Raw genomic sequence first — 12,880 nt, forward strand, 5'->3', positions numbered from 1 at the left:
TGCTGGCGGTCGCCGTGCTGCTCGGCGCCGAGACCGCGGCCCGGCCGGTCGCGGTCGGCGTCGTCCTCGCCCTCGTCGGCCTGGGCTGGGCGGCGTGGCGCCTGGGCCGCCTGCGCCTGGGCCGTCCCGCGAGCCTGGCGCTGCTGCTCGTGGCCGGGCTCGGCGCCGGGGTGCTCGGCGGGCCGGCCGTCGCGTCGGGCAGGGACCGGTTCGTGCTGCGCGAGCTCGTCGAGCCCCCGTTCGACCCGCAGGAGCGGCCCAGCCCCCTGTCGGCCTTCCGCAGCTACGTCAAGGAGCTCAAGGACGCCGAGCTGTTCACGGTGCGCGGCCTGCCCGAGGGCGCCGTCGTGCGCCTGGCCGTGCTCGACGCCTACGACGGGGTGGTCTGGAACGTCGCCGGGGGCTCCGGCGCCGAGGGGTCGGGCCGCTTCCGCCGGGTCGGGGACGCGGTGCCGCCGGCGCCCGGGGCGTCGCCGCGGGCCCGCGAGGACGGGACCGAGGTCGAGGTCGAGGTCGGGGAGCTGCCCGGCGGCTGGCTGCCGACCGTGGGGGAGACCGAGAGCGTCTCCTTCGCCGGCCCGCGCGCCCGGGAGCTCACCGACGAGTTCCGGTTCAACCCCGCGACCGGCACCGGGGTGGTGACCGGCGCGCTGGCACCCGGTGACCGCTACGCCCTGCACGCGCTCGTGCCGGAGGTGCCCGACGACGAGGAGCTCGCCGACGCCGCCGCTGCGGCCGTGGCGCTGCCCGAGCCGCAGCGGGTGCCCGACGTCGTGCTGAGCACGGCCGGGGACGTGGCGCGGGAGGCCGGCTCGCCCGCCGCGATCGCCCGCACGCTGCAGGCCGTGCTGCACGAGCGGGGCCGGTTCAGCCACGGCGTCGTCAGCGAGGGCGACCACCCCTCGCTCGCCGGCCACGGCGCCGACCGGATGACCACCCTGCTCACCGCCGACCCGATGGTCGGCGACGGCGAGCAGTACGCCTCCGCCATGGCGCTGATGGCGCGCGAGCTGGGGCTGCCCGCCCGCGTGGTCATGGGCTTCACCCCCGACGAGGAGGACGCGGCCCAGGAGCGCGGCCCCGCGGGCGAGGTCGTCGTCACCGGCGACGACGTCGACGCGTGGGTCGAGGTCGACTTCTCCGGCGTCGGGTGGGTGCCGTTCTTCCCCACGCCGCCGGAGACGCAGGTGCCCGAGGCCGACGCGCCGGCCCCGCAGGCCGAGCCGGAGCCGCAGGTGCTCCAGCCGCCGCCCGTGCCCGAGCCGCCGGTGGACCTGCCCGAGCCGGAGGCGGAGGCGCCCTCGGCCCGCGAGGGGGAGGACGCCCCGGCGCCGCAGCAGGGCAGCGCGGGAGTGCTCGTCGCCGTCGGCGCGAGCGCGCTCGGCCTGGCGCTGCTCGTCTCCCCGTTCGCGCTGGTCCTGGCCGCCAAGGCCCGTCGCCGCCGCCGCCGGCGGCTGGCGCCGGAGCCGGTGAGCCGGGTCGTCGGCGGCTGGGACGAGGTGGTGGACGCCGCCCGCGACCTCTCGCGGCCGCCGCCGCCGCGCGCCACCCGCCGCGAGAGCGGCGAGCACCTGGCCGCGGCCTTCCCGGCGGCCGGCGCCCTGGCCCTGGCCGAGCGCGCCGACGCCGCGGTGTTCGGCTCCGGCCAGCCCGACGAGGCCGAGGTCGCCGACTTCTGGGCGGCCGCCGAGCGCGCCGTCGCGGCCATGGAGGCCGGCACCCGGCGGCGCGAGCGCCTGCGGGCGCGCCTGTCCCTGGCCTCCCTGCGCGCGCACCGATCCCGACGACGAGGTGGACGATGAAGATCAAGCTGAGCCTGCAGCGGGCCGGGGGGCGCACCACCGACCTGGTCGTCACCGCCGACGCCACGGCCACGGTCGGGGACGTGGCCGCCACCATCGCCCGCTCCGACCCGGCCGCCGCCGGGCACGGCGCGGCCGCGCTGCCCGGGCCCGGCGGCGAGGGCCTCACCCTGCGCGCTCGCACGCCCGAGGGCACGAGCCGGGTGCTGCGCGCGAGCGCGGGCCTCGTCGACGCCGGCCTGCGCGCCGGCTCGACGGTCGCCGTCGTGCCCGCCTCGGAGCGCTTCGCCGACGCGGGCGAGGGCGTCGAGGCGGCCGCGGCGCGGCTGCGGGTGCTCACCGGCCCCGACACCGGCCTCGTGGTCGACCTGCCGCCGGGGGCGAGCACCGTGGGGCGCGGCGCCGACTGCGACGTGCGCCTGTCCGACCCCGCGGTGTCCAAGCAGCACGCCCGGATCGCCGTCGGCGACGTCGTGGAGGTCTGGGACACCCGCTCGGCCAACGGCGTCCTCGTCGGCGACGGACCGGTGCAGCGCGCGATCCTCGGAGCGGCCGACGTCGTCGTCCTCGGTGACACCTCGCTGCAGGTGGAGCGGCTGGCCGGCGCCAGCGGCGCTGAGCCCCTGGGCGCCACCGTGCCCTTCAACCGCTCCCCGCGCCTGGAGCACCGCCACGCCGGGGCCGAGGTCGAGGCCCCGACGCCGCCGGAGCCGGCCCGCCCGGGGCGGTTCCCCGTCGCGGCGCTGCTGGCGCCGCTGCTGCTCGGCCCGGTCATCTACTTCGTCGGCGGGCGCAACCCGCTGACCCTGATGATCCTGCTGCTCAGCCCGCTGATCCTCCTCGGCAGCTTCGTCGACAACCGGCTGAGCGAGCGGCGGCGGGTCAAGCGCGAGACGCGCGAGTTCGCCGACGCCCTGGCGGCCCTGCGCGAGGACCTCACGGCCGCGCGCGAGGAGGAGGGCACCGGGCGCCGCGCCGAGGTGGCCTCCACCGGGCAGGCGGTCGCGGCCGGGCTCTCGCTGCACGAGCCGCTGTGGACCCGCCGGCCCGAGCACGACACCTTCCTGACCCTCTCGCTCGGGCTGGGCACCGACGCCGCGCGGACCGCGCTGCGCCTGCCGCCGCGCGGGCGCGCGGTGGTCGAGCTCTGGCGGCAGCTGGAGGCCGTGCGCGAGGAGTTCGCCACCGTCGACGACGTCCCGCTCGTCGCCGACCTGCGCGAGGCCGGGGCGCTCGGCGTGGCCGGCCCGCGCGTCGTCGTCGACGGCGTGGCGCGCGGCCTCGTCGCCCAGCTCGCCTGCCTGCACTCCCCGGCCGAGCTGGTGCTGACCGGGATGGCCTCGGCCGCGAGCGCCGGCACGTGGGACTGGCTGAAGTGGCTGCCGCACGTGGCCTCCCCGCACAGCCCCCTCGACGGGCCGCACCTGGCCTCGGCGCCCGGGTCGGCCAGCGCGCTGCTGACCCGCCTGGAGGAGCTCGTCGCCGCCCGGGGCGCCGCGCGCGAGAGCGGGCTCGTCCTGCCCGCCGTCGTGCTCGTCGTCGAGGACGACGCCCCGGTGGACCGCGGCCGGCTCGTGCGCCTGGCCGAGGACGGCCCGGCCGCGTCGGTGCACGTGCTCTGGCTCGCCTCCTCCCGCCACGCCCTGCCCGCGGTCTGCCGGGTCTTCCTCGAGGTCGACGCCGAGGACGGCCGGATCGGCGTCGGGTTCGTGCGCTCGGGCGCGCGGCGCGACCCGGTGCGGTGCGAGGCGCTCGACGAGCAGACCGCGCGCGACCTGGCCCGCCGCCTCGCCCCCGTCGTGGACGCCGGCGCTCCGGTGCTCGACGAGACCGACCTGCCGCGCGCGGTGTCGTACCTGGCGCTGGCCGGCCCCGAGGTGGCCAGCGAGCCGATGGCCGTGGTCGAGGCGTGGCGGGAGAACGGCTCCCTGCTCGACCGCGCCGGGCCGGCGGTGCGCCGCCGGCACGACGCCGGGCTGCGCGCGCTGGTCGGCCAGGGCAGCGAGCAGGAGTTCGTCCTCGACCTGCGCACCCAGGGCCCGCACGCCCTGGTCGGCGGCACGACCGGCGCGGGCAAGAGCGAGTTCCTCCAGGCCTGGGTGCTGGGCATGGCCGCGGCCCACAGCCCGGACCGGGTCACGTTCCTCTTCGTCGACTACAAGGGCGGCGCGGCCTTCGCCGACAGCGTGCACCTGCCGCACTCCGTCGGGCTGGTGACCGACCTGTCCCCGCACCTGGTGCGCCGCGCGCTGACCTCGCTGCGCGCCGAGCTGCGCCACCGCGAGCGGCTGCTCAACCGCAAGAAGGCCAAGGACCTCGCGGCGCTCGAGCGCGCCGGCGACCCGGAGGCCCCGCCCAGCCTGGTGATCGTCGTCGACGAGTTCGCGGCCCTGGTCAGCGAGGTGCCCGAGTTCGTCGACGGCGTCGTGGACGTCGCCCAGCGCGGCCGCTCCCTGGGGCTGCACCTCATCCTCGCCACCCAGCGCCCCGCCGGGGTGATCAAGGACAACCTGCGGGCCAACACCAACCTGCGCGTGGCGCTGCGGATGGCCGACGAGTCCGACTCCACCGACGTGCTGGGCTCGACCGTGGCGGCGGGCTTCGACCCGGCCGTGCCCGGGCGCGGCGCCGTGCGCACGGGGCCCGGCCGCCTCGCGATGTTCCAGACCGGCTACGTCGGCGGCCGCACCGAGAGCGCCCCCGCGCCCTCGCCGATCGGCCTGGAGTCCCTCGCCTTCGGGGCGGGGGAGGCCTGGGACGTCCCGCAGACCGGCGACGCCGCAGACGCCGCGCCCGACCGCCTCGAGGAGGGGCCCACCGACATCACCCGGGCGGTGCGCACGATCGCCGCGGCGGCGGCCGCGGCCGGGGTGCCCGCCCCGCGCCGTCCGTGGCTGCCCGAGCTGGCACCGGTCTACGACCTGGCCCTGCTCTCCCAGCGCACCGACGCCGAGCTCGTCCTCGGCGTCGTCGACGACCCCGCCCAGCAGGCGCAGCGCACGCTGCACCACCGGCCCGACGTCGACGGCAGCATCGTCGTCTTCGGCACCGGCGGCAGCGGCAAGTCCACCGTGCTGCGCACCCTGGCCACCGCGGCCGGGATCACCCCGCGCGGCGGACCGGTCCACGTGTACGGGCTGGACTTCGGCGCCGGCGGCCTGGCGATGCTCCAGGTGCTTCCGCACGTCGGGGACGTCGTCGAGGGCTCCGACGACGAGCGGGTCGTGCGCCTGCTGCGCCAGCTGCGCGAGACCGTCGACGAGCGCGCGAGCCGGTACGCGGCGGCGCGCGCCGGCAGCATCGCGGAGTACCGCCGGCTGGCGCAGCGCCCCGACGAGCCGCGGATCCTGCTCCTCCTCGACGGCCTCGGCGCGTTCCGCGACGCCTACGAGACCACGCCGGGGCGCGGGGCCACGTACGCGGCCTTCCAGCGCCTCGTGGCCGAGGGCCGCCCGCTCGGCGTCCACGTGGCGATGTCCGCCGAGCGGCCCGGGGCGCTGCCCACGTCCCTGGCCGGCAGCGTCCAGCGCCGCCTCGTGCTGCGCCAGGCCGACGAGAACGCCTACAGCGCCCTCGACGTGCCCCGCGACGTCCTCGGCCCCGACTCCCCGCCTGGGCGCGGGGTGCTCTCCGGGCACACCACCGAGGTCCAGGTCGCCGTCTTCGGCGGCACGGCGAACACCGCCGAGCAGGCCCAGCGGCTGGAGGCGCTGGCGGAGGCCGTGCGCCGCGAGGACCGCGCGGTCGCGCCACCGGTGCGCCGCCTGCCCTCCTTCGTCCCGCAGACCTCGCTGCCGGCGCACCTCGGCGGCCTGCCGGTGCTCGGGCTGGCCGACGACACCCTCGAGCCGGTGGCCTTCGAGCCGCGGGGGGCCTTCGTGCTCGCCGGGCTGCCCGGCAGCGGGCGCACCACCTCGCTGGCCGCGATGGCCGCGGCCCTGCGCCGCAGCGACCCCGACGCCCCGCTGTACTACGTCGGCAGCCGGCGCTCGCCGGTCGCCGCGGCGGACCTGTGGACCGACGTCGCGCTGAGCGCCGACGAGGCGGCGGCCCTGGCGCGCGAGCTGCTGCCCGTGCTCCGCGAGGCGCCGACCCGCGAGCGCGGGGTGACCCTCGTCATCGAGTCGATCGCCGAGCTGCTGGGCGGCCCCGCCGAGCAGCCGATGGTCGAGGCGGTGCGGGCGGCGCGGCGCAACGACCACTTCGTCCTGGCCGAGTCCGAGACGAGCACCTGGGGCTCGGCCTGGCCGCTCGTGGCGGAGGTGCGCAACGGCCGCCGCGGCCTCGTGCTGCAGCCGGACCACCTCGACGGCGACGCCCTGTTCCGCACGGCCTTCCCGCGGATGGCGCGCGCGGAGTTCCCGCCCGGGCGCGGCGTGGTGGTCGAGGCCGGGCGGTTGCGACGGGTGCAGCTGCCGATGCCGGACTGGACCCCGAAGACTCCACACGGGTGAACGGCGTGGCGGTCCCGTAACCCAGGGTGGGTCAAAGGGTAGAAAAGAGGTGCGACGCCGCGGAACGGCCGCGGCCGCCCGAACGAGGAGGACGGCATGGCCAACCTGAGCGTCACCTACCAGGAGATGCGCGACGCCGCGAACCGGCTGAACACCGGTCAGGGCGAGATCACCGCCAAGCTCGAGGAGCTCAAGGGCTTCATCGAGGGCCTGATCTCCTCGGGCTTCGTCACCGACCAGGCCTCGGTGGCCTTCGGCGACTCCTACCGCCAGTTCACCACCGGCGCCACGCAGGCCATCTCCGCCCTCACCGACCTGGGCGACTACCTGCGCCGCGCCGCCACGACGCTCGAGGACGCCGACAGCCAGCTCGCCTCGGGCCTGCGCTGATCCTGCGCTGATCCTGCGCTGACCCAGCGCTCGCACCGACACGACGAACGCGCGGACGCGCGGGCCGTCCCCCGGCAGCACGCCGGGGGACGGCCCGCGCCCTGCTGGACCTGAGAGGGGCCCGGGGTGGCCGACCTGAAGCTCGACACCGTGATGCTGCAGCAGGCGGGCACGTCGCTCCGCTTCGTGGCGACCGAGTTCGACGGCGCGGACGCCCGCAGCCAGGACGTCGCGGCGGCCGTCGGCCACGCGGGCCTGGCCGGGGCCGTGGAGGAGTTCGCCTCCAGCTGGGACGACGGGCGCGCCAAGATGGTCGAGGCGATCGCCTCGCTCGCCGAGGTCTGCACCGGCATCGGCGACGGCTTCGAGCAGCTCGACACCGAGCTGGGCGCGGCGCTGCGAGGGGAGTCCTGATGGCCCTGCGCCCCCTGAGCTGGTTCCCCCTCGCCTCCAGCGACCCGGTGCCCGGCGACCCGGCCACCGTGCAGCTCGCCGGCCAGCACTACGGCCAGGTCGCGACGGCGATCGCCTCCGCCGCCGAGCAGCTGCGCGAGATCGCCAGCCTCGAGGGCAGCACGAGCCAGGCCGTGGACGCCGTCCGCGAGACCGCCGACGAGGTCGCCGGCAAGATCTCGCGCGCCCACGACCGGTACCGGGAGGTCGGCAGCGCCCTGACCACCTACGCCACCGAGCTCGCCCAGGCCCAGGCCGACTCGCTCACCGCCCTCAACGCCGCCACGAACGCCCAGCAGGCCGTCGACGCCGCCGCGGGCGACGTCCGCGGCGCCCGGCAGGCGATCGAGGACGTCGACCCCGCCGCCCCGGCCGACCCCACCGCCGCCGCCGCGCGCCAGAGCGCGCTCTCGGGCGCCCGCGAGCGCCTCGACGACGCCGACGCCGCTCTCGAGCAGGCGCGCCAGGACCTCCAGGCGGCGATCGACCTGCGGGACACCGCCGCCTCGACCGCCATCACCGCGATCGAGGGCATCATCGGCTCCGACGACCTCAACGACGGCTGGTGGGAGGACTGGGGCTCCAAGGTCGCCCACGCGCTCTCGGCCGTGGCCGGGGCCATCGCCGCCGTCGCCGGGATCCTCGCCCTCGTCCTCTGCTGGGTGCCCGTGCTCGGCCAGGCCCTCGCCGCGGTCGCGATGATCGCCGGAGCCGTCGCCCTGGTCGCCGACATCGCCCTGTACGCCGGGGGCGAGGGCGACCTGAGCGACGTCGTCTGGGGCGCCGTCGGCATGCTCTCCTTCGGCATCGGGCGGGTCGTGGGCACCACGGCGCGGGTGGCCTCGCGCGGCGCCCAGGGCGTCGCGCGCCTGGACGCCGGGCGGATCGCCGCCACGTCGGTCGCCAGCCGCGCGGCCAGCAACCTGCCCACGGGCAGCTCGGCCAGCGTGATCCAGACCCTCGTGGGCCAGGGCTCCGCCGCGCTGGGCCGCAACCCCGCGCGAGGGCTCGCCGGCGGCCTGTCCGACCTCACGCCCCTCGGCGCCCGGAGCGGCTTCGCCTCCCTGAGCCCGCGCGCCGTCTGGACCGACATCAGGGCGGGCTTCGACGTCGCCACCGACGCGTCCCAGCGCGCCCAGGTCTTCTCCGACGGGCGGGCGGCCCTGGCCGCCGCCGGCCGGGACCCCCGGGCGCTGGCCGCGGCGCTCTCCGGCGACACCGACCTGGTGACGGCCGTCGTGCAGGGCACGAACCGCATCGACGGCGCCCTGGCCGGCGCGGCGGCGACGACGCGCGAGGCGCTCGGGACGGCGCAGGCGTGGCAGGGCGTGAACCTGGGGGCCGTCGGCTACGGCACGTACGACCAGTCCTTCGGGGCCGAGGCGACCTTCGACTCGGTGGTCCGGGGCAAGGACTACGAGCCGCCGATCAGCGACAGCTACCAGTGGGTCACGGACGTCTTCGGCCCGACGCCGGCGGAGCAGCTGAGGCTGGAGTGAGCCGCGCCGCGACCGGGGCCGCGCAGGGGCGGCGGGGCCGGCTGCTGCCGCCGCAGCCGATCGGCGGCTGGTGCCTGGTCCCCGGCGCCGCGTTCGGGGCCGCGGTCGCGCTGGGGCTGCCGGCGCTGGCCGTGGCCGGGGCGCACGACGGTGCGCCGGGCTCCTGGCAGAGCTGGCTCGTCGGGCTGAGCGCCGTGCTGGGCGCGGCCGTGGCGGTGGGCCTGCTGGTCGAGGAGGTCGCGTCCCGCACGACCTGGCCCCGGCCGCCGCGCGACGCTCGGCTCGTGCTGGTCCCGCGGCCGCAGCCCCCGCACCGGGCACCGCAGGGCCGCGGCCGCCCCGGGCGCACGTGGACGACGTCCACCCGGCGGGGGGTCGCCGCCCGGGCCCGGCTGTGGGTGACCGCCGACGAGCTCGGCGTCGTGGCCTGGACGCACCGCTGCAGCCGGTGGCCGCTGACGGGCCCCGGGGCGCCGCGGCGCCTGCAGGTGGTCGCCGTCGACGGCGTCCCGGCGCACGTGGAGCTGCTGGGCGAGGGCGACCGGCCCCTGGGCCGCATCTCCTGGCCGGGCTGGTTCCCCGACACCGACCGCGCTCCGGCGCGGGCGCTGGCCACCGCCGCCGGCCTCGAGCTGGTGGAGCGGGACGTCCGGGAGCGACCGCCGAGCTCGGAGGACTGGCTCGACGACCGCGGCGCGCTGGACCTGCTGTCCGCCGGCAGCCTGTCGCTGGCGCGCGCTGCGGCGATGCTGGTCTCGGCCGTCCCCGCGGCGGCCGCGGTGGTCGCCGGGACGGCGGGGCTGCCCGTGGCGGTGGTCGCGGTCGGGGCGGTCGGCACGGTCGCGGCCGTGCTCGGGGCCGGAGCGGCCGTGGCAGGAGGACGCTGGGACCAGGGCCCCGCAGCAGGGCCGGTGCCGGCGCAGGACCGCGCGCCGGCGCGCACGACGAGAGGGTGAGGTGGCGGCATGGCCGCGCAGATCACGGACTACAGGATCGGGGCTCCGCCGCAGTGGGGCGCCTGGGTGCCGCGCGAGGGTGCGGCGCACGCCGACGCGGTGGCCGCGCAGCTCGGGGCGGACGAGGTCGCCCGGGCGCGCGTGCGGGAGGCGGTGCTCGTCTTCGACGCCACGATCACCGACGCGGTGACGCCGCTGACGGCGGCCCTGTGGGTGCCGGACGCCAGCACGGGCGAGCCCTACGGCTACCTGTTCGCCGACCTGCTCCGCGAGGAGGGCTCCACCGAGCCGGCCTCGGCCGAGGAGTTCTACCGGCGGGTGCGCAAGCGCCCCCGGCAGCGCGGCGTCAAGCTCTTCGACTACTCGACCTCGCCGGCCGAGGTCGAGGCGGGGCCCGCGGTGATCGACATGCGGCGCTGGGCCGAGAAGGGCTCGCCGCAGGTGCTCAGCTCGATCGCGTGGACGATCTTCCCGCCCGGCAGCAGCGAGGCCGTGCGCCTGGAGTTCACCAGCCCGGTGGTGCAGGCGTTCGACGCGATGAGCGAGCAGAGCGCGACCATCGCCAACACCGTCTGGGTCGAGCTGGGCGTGCGGCCGTGAGCGCGCCGAGCGCGGCGGAGGGCGCCCGGCGTCCGCGGGTCGACGCCGTGGGCCTGCTGCTGCCCGCCGCCTGGTGGACCATCGACCTGCGCGAGGAGGACTCGCGGCGCCGGTCCGTGGCGCAGCTGGTGGCCGAGCAGGTCGGCGGCGACGGCCGGGCCGCGCTGCGCGCCGACCTGCGCTCGCGGCTGGAGGCCTCGGCCGGTGACGCCGCCCGCGCCGGCGGGCGGCTCATGGCGGTCTCGCTCATGCGCGCCGGCGACCAGCCGGTGCCGGCGACGCTGACCGTCTACCGCGTCGCCGGGAGCCTGTCCGGGGAGGCCGAGGGCGAGCTCGAGGCCCAGCTGCGCGCGTCGGCCTCGCCGGACGACTCCCTGGAGGCCGCGGCCGGCCCCGCCGGGCCGGTGCTGCGGCGGGTGAGCACCCGCACCGGTCCCGCCGACCTGGGCGCCGAGGCGGTCCCGCTGCTCGTCGCCGACTACTGGCTGGAGCCCGGTGACGGCCTGGGGCTCATGTACTTCGCGTTCAGCAGCCCCCTGGTCGCCGCCCGCGAGCCCCTGCTGGAGCTGTTCGACGTCATCGTCTCCTCGGTGGGGCCCGCGGAGGGCTCCGACCTGCCCGGGGACGAGGGCTGACGCGGTGAGGGGTCAGGCGCCCGCCGACGGGGCGCGCCTGCGCGCGGCCCGGGTGCTCACCACCGCCGGCGTCGCCGCGATCGCCGTCCCCGCGGCGCTGCGGCTCGTGCGCGGGGAGTCCTCGCTGGGGTACCTGGCGGTCGCGGTCGGGGTGGTCCTCCTCGTCATCGCGGCGGTCGTCGCGGTCACGGCCCGCCGCACCGCCGCGCGCGAGGCCGCGGTGCGGCGGGAGCGGGCGGGCTGGCAGCTGCACGCGGTCTTCTCCGCCGCGGAGCTGGGCCCCGGCCTGTTCGCCGCCGGCGTCTACGAGCGTCGCCTGTCGGGCGCCGGGGGGACGCCGCTGACGCTGGCCGCCAGCCCCGCCGGCGTGGAGCTGTGGCGCGGCGCTCGCGACGCCGCTCCCGTCGTCTCCCTGCCGTGGAGCGAGGTCGCCTCGGTGCGCGTCGGCTCGGGGCTGTCGGGCCCGCGCCGGCTGCCCGCGGTGGTCGTGGAGACCATGCACGGCGCCGCGCTGCCCGTGCTGCCCGCCCGGGGCGGGGCCTCGGTGCTCCTGCCCGGCGGTGAGCGGGACGCCGCCGCGCTGGTGGCCGCGCTGCACGGCCTGCGGGACGGCGTTCCGGAGCACCGCGGCCGCTGAGGCCCTCGCCCGCGAGGGCGTCCAGGCCCCGATGCGCGCGGGGCGTCCCCGTGCCCGTCTGGAGAGCACGGGGCCGCCCCGTGCGCGTCGCAGGTGGGCACAGATCCCCCCACACAGCCCTGCTGGGCCGCTCAGGGCGCCCACCCCGGCACCGAGCACGAGGTGGGCGGCGCGGCCTCGAGCAGACGGGCGGCGCGGGCGCGGGAGAGGTTGGCCGACGTCCAGCCGCCCTCGGCCCCCTCCAGGCGCAGGCGCACCGAGGCGAGCGCGCAGCCGCGCTGGCTCGCAGGGAGCCGCAGCAGCGCCGGGACGGCGTCCGCGGACAGCGTGGACAGGTAGGCGGTGTCGGCGGCCGGCCCCCGGGCCAGCGCGGAGCGGGCGATCGCGGCGTCCGGGTCGGCGGCGGTGAGCCCGAGCAGCGCCAGCGCGCCGAGCGCGACGACGGTGTGCGGCACCCACCGCTGCGGCAGGGACTCCGCCGGCCGGCTCCCGGCCGCGAGCAGCACCACGAGCACCGCCGCGAGCAGGCAGCAGATGACGCCGACGAGGATCCGCAGGCGGGTCAGGCCGTACGCGTCGGTGTAGGCGTGCAGCCGGGCCAGCGCGGAGGCGTCGACGGCGAGGGTGAGCAGGCACAGCACGCCCAGCGCAGCTCGGACGCCCCGGCTCCGCGAGGTCCAGCGCACGGCGCCGGCGACCACGAGCACCACGAGCGCGGTCACGGCCAGGAGCTGGAAGAAGCCGGCGTGCAGCTCCTCGGCGAACGTCGCGCCGCTGCCGCCGGGGCCGGCCTGCGCGAGGAGGAAGGCGGCCAGCAGCAGGTCGAGCGCGCCCAGGGGGAGCAGCCACTCGCTCGCGCGGTGCAGCACCCGGGACGGCGGAGGGACCACCGGCTCGGCGCCGGGCGCCTGCCGCGTCCAGTCAGCGGCCACGAGCGCGACGGCCGCCAGCACCCCGACGACCGCGCGGCCCGGCAGCTCCCCGAGGTCCGGAGGCTGCCAGGACGGCACCAGGGCGGCGAACCGCTCGTCGGCGCTGGCCAGCAGCGGCACGAAGACCGCCAGCAGCAGCGCCGTGAGCGCCACCCCGCGCGCGACCGGCCCCACCGCGGGGCCGAACGACCCACCGCGCCCGACCAGGGGCCGCAGCCCTCGCGCCAGCGCCCCGGCCGAGCGAGGGGCCCTCAGGCCGGCGCGCGGGAGGGCGACCAGCACGCCGGCCCAGGTGCGCGCCGGCACCAGGGCCAGCGCGCCCAGCGGGACGGCGGCGAGGAGGTCCAGGGCCACGACCCAGCCGGCGTCGCGCACGGCGGCCGCCCCGACCAGGAGCACCGCCGCGCTGCCGTGGGCGACCTGCCACCGGCTCGCCCGCGGCGCTGCACCGCGCACGGCCACGAGCACCCCGGCCACGAGCAGGGCGAAGAGCGCGACGCCGAGCCCCGGCGGGTCGCCCGG

10 protein-coding genes are annotated in these 12,880 nt (G+C 78.5%); 9 read left to right on the forward strand and 1 reads right to left on the reverse strand.

All coding sequences use genetic code 11. From position 1 onward, the window contains the following. The 9 genes from AC5FZL_RS10550 to AC5FZL_RS10590 form a co-directional block, all read left to right on the forward strand. Positions 1-1,802 (forward strand): transglutaminase-like domain-containing protein (locus AC5FZL_RS10550; protein ID WP_493618543.1); only part of this gene is annotated, 1,802 nt, incomplete at its 5' end. Beyond that, positions 1,799-6,256, forward strand: a complete 4,458-nt coding sequence (locus AC5FZL_RS10555) for a type VII secretion EssC family protein (protein ID WP_493618544.1) — start codon at positions 1,799-1,801, stop codon at positions 6,254-6,256. The genes AC5FZL_RS10550 and AC5FZL_RS10555, both read left to right, overlap by 4 nt. Before the next feature lie 96 nt (positions 6,257-6,352). Continuing rightward, positions 6,353-6,646, forward strand: a complete 294-nt coding sequence (locus AC5FZL_RS10560; protein ID WP_493618545.1) for a WXG100 family type VII secretion target — start codon at positions 6,353-6,355, stop codon at positions 6,644-6,646. A 126-nt stretch (positions 6,647-6,772) separates the two neighbouring features. Beyond that, positions 6,773-7,060 (forward strand): hypothetical protein, encoded by a 288-nt coding sequence (locus AC5FZL_RS10565; protein WP_493618546.1) that lies wholly within the window; start codon positions 6,773-6,775, stop codon positions 7,058-7,060. Next, entirely contained in the window at positions 7,060-8,598 is a 1,539-nt protein-coding gene (locus tag AC5FZL_RS10570) for a hypothetical protein (protein WP_493618547.1), read from the forward strand. Before AC5FZL_RS10565 ends, AC5FZL_RS10570 begins: the two co-directional genes overlap by 1 nt. Beyond that, positions 8,595-9,554: a hypothetical protein gene (locus AC5FZL_RS10575; RefSeq protein ID WP_493618548.1), complete on the forward strand. Its 960-nt coding sequence runs from the start codon at positions 8,595-8,597 to the stop codon at positions 9,552-9,554. The genes AC5FZL_RS10570 and AC5FZL_RS10575 overlap by 4 nt, the downstream gene beginning before the upstream one ends. 9 nt (positions 9,555-9,563) lie before the next feature. Further along, positions 9,564-10,154, forward strand: a complete 591-nt coding sequence (locus AC5FZL_RS10580; RefSeq protein ID WP_493618549.1) for a hypothetical protein — start codon at positions 9,564-9,566, stop codon at positions 10,152-10,154. Continuing rightward, positions 10,151-10,789: a hypothetical protein gene (locus AC5FZL_RS10585; RefSeq protein WP_493618550.1), complete on the forward strand. Its 639-nt coding sequence runs from the start codon at positions 10,151-10,153 to the stop codon at positions 10,787-10,789. The genes AC5FZL_RS10580 and AC5FZL_RS10585 overlap by 4 nt, the downstream gene beginning before the upstream one ends. Positions 10,790-10,793: 4 nt before the next feature. Further along, positions 10,794-11,426: a hypothetical protein gene (locus AC5FZL_RS10590; RefSeq protein ID WP_493618551.1), complete on the forward strand. Its 633-nt coding sequence runs from the start codon at positions 10,794-10,796 to the stop codon at positions 11,424-11,426. Between the two features lie 131 nt (positions 11,427-11,557). Here AC5FZL_RS10590 and AC5FZL_RS10595 read toward each other — a convergent pair. Continuing rightward, the coding region (locus AC5FZL_RS10595) for a DUF4153 domain-containing protein (RefSeq protein WP_493618552.1) at positions 11,558-12,880 on the reverse strand (1,323 nt) is incomplete at its 5' end.

This window comes from Quadrisphaera sp. DVD1 (genome assembly GCF_058932755.1).

Coding starts and splice junctions, on each gene's coding strand:
- AC5FZL_RS10580 (WP_493618549.1), top strand. CDS start 9,564: ATGGCCGCGCAGATCACGGACTACAGGATCGGGGCTCCGCCGCAGTGG.
- AC5FZL_RS10560 (WP_493618545.1), top strand. CDS start 6,353: ATGGCCAACCTGAGCGTCACCTACCAGGAGATGCGCGACGCCGCGAAC.
- AC5FZL_RS10555 (WP_493618544.1), top strand. CDS start 1,799: ATGAAGATCAAGCTGAGCCTGCAGCGGGCCGGGGGGCGCACCACCGAC.
- AC5FZL_RS10570 (WP_493618547.1), top strand. CDS start 7,060: ATGGCCCTGCGCCCCCTGAGCTGGTTCCCCCTCGCCTCCAGCGACCCG.